Source organism: Pseudoalteromonas sp. BDTF-M6, assembly GCF_018334135.1.
GTDB lineage: Bacteria > Pseudomonadota > Gammaproteobacteria > Enterobacterales > Alteromonadaceae > Pseudoalteromonas.
The window spans coordinates 1-1,230 of record NZ_JAGXTQ010000014.1; the positions used below are offsets into that span (position 1 = coordinate 1).

The 1,230-nt window shown below is 48.1% G+C and carries 1 protein-coding gene; it reads right to left on the minus strand.

Translation table 11 applies throughout. The annotated features are described in order from the left end of the window. Nucleotides 1-18: 18 nt before the first annotated feature. Nucleotides 19-1,166, minus strand: a protein-coding gene (locus KD147_RS16700) for an IS3 family transposase (protein WP_212548579.1) whose coding sequence is annotated in 2 segments (ribosomal slippage) — nt 19-929 and nt 929-1,166 — 1,149 coding nt in all. Because the reading frame shifts where the segments join, the coding sequence is not laid out codon by codon here. Between the last annotated feature and the right edge of the window lie 64 nt (nt 1,167-1,230).

The window sequence follows — 1,230 nt, forward strand, 5'->3', positions numbered from 1 at the left end:
TGAATCGCCACCGCTAATCTAGACACGTTTCAGCCGTTCTTGGTAACGGTTCTCATACTCTACTGGTGATAGCAAATCATTGGAACCATGTTTTCGTTTGCTATTATAAAACATCTCTATGTAATCAAATATATCGCTGCGTGCATCGTCCCTGCTCGAGTAGATTTTCTTCTTAACACGTTCACGCTTTAGCAGCTGGAAGAAGCTCTCAGCGACCGCATTATCATGGCAGTTTCCACGACGACTCATACTGCCTTCCAAATTGTTGGCCTTGAGGAATGCTTGCCAGTCGTGGCTCGTATACTGACTCCCTTGGTCGGAATGCACCATAACCTGGCGCTTTGGATTTCTACGCCAAACGGCCATCAGTAAAGCATTCAGGACGATATCCTTGGTGATACGTGATTGCATCGACCAGCCAATTACTTTGCGGGAAAACAGGTCCACAACCACCGCCAGATATAACCATCCCTCATGGGTTCGGATATGCGTGATATCCGTCACCCACACTTCATCCGGTGCTACTGGGTTAAACTGACGCTGCAGGCGATTAGGTACAACAATATGGCTTTCACCACCGCGTTGTCGAGGGCGTCGGTAACCGACTTGAGCACGCAGGCCTTCTGTTTTCATCAATCGATGAACACGGTTCACACCGCAATGCTCACCGATATCACGCAAGTCAGAGTGGATTTTGCGATACCCATACACTCCGCCTGACTCCAGCCAAAATTGTTTAATCAGCCCTGTTAGCCGTCGGTTGGCTTTGTCGCGTTTTGAGTGAGGCTGATTGTGCCAGGCATAGTAACCGCTGGGATGAACATCCAGCATCCGACATAACCAACGAACAGGCCAACATTCGCTGTTGTCCTTGATAAAGGCGTACCTCAATCGGACTGCTTTGCGAAGTACGCCGCGGCTTTTTTTAGAATATCTCGTTCTTCGGTTGCCCGTTTTAACTCTTTCTGGAGGCGTTTTATTTCAGCCTGGGCCTCGGTTAATTCATTATGTTGTTTTTTATCCGGACCGAATTTCTTTACCCAGGCATACAAGCTGTGGGTCGTGACATCGAGTCGCCTTGCAACGTCAGCGACGGAGTGACCGCGATCAACCACTTGTTTGACCGCTTCGATTTTGAATTCATCAGGGTAGCGTTTACCGCTCATAAGCACCTCTCTTTTTAGTTAGTTTATCTAACTGAAGGGTGTCTAGGAAATGAGTGGCGATTCA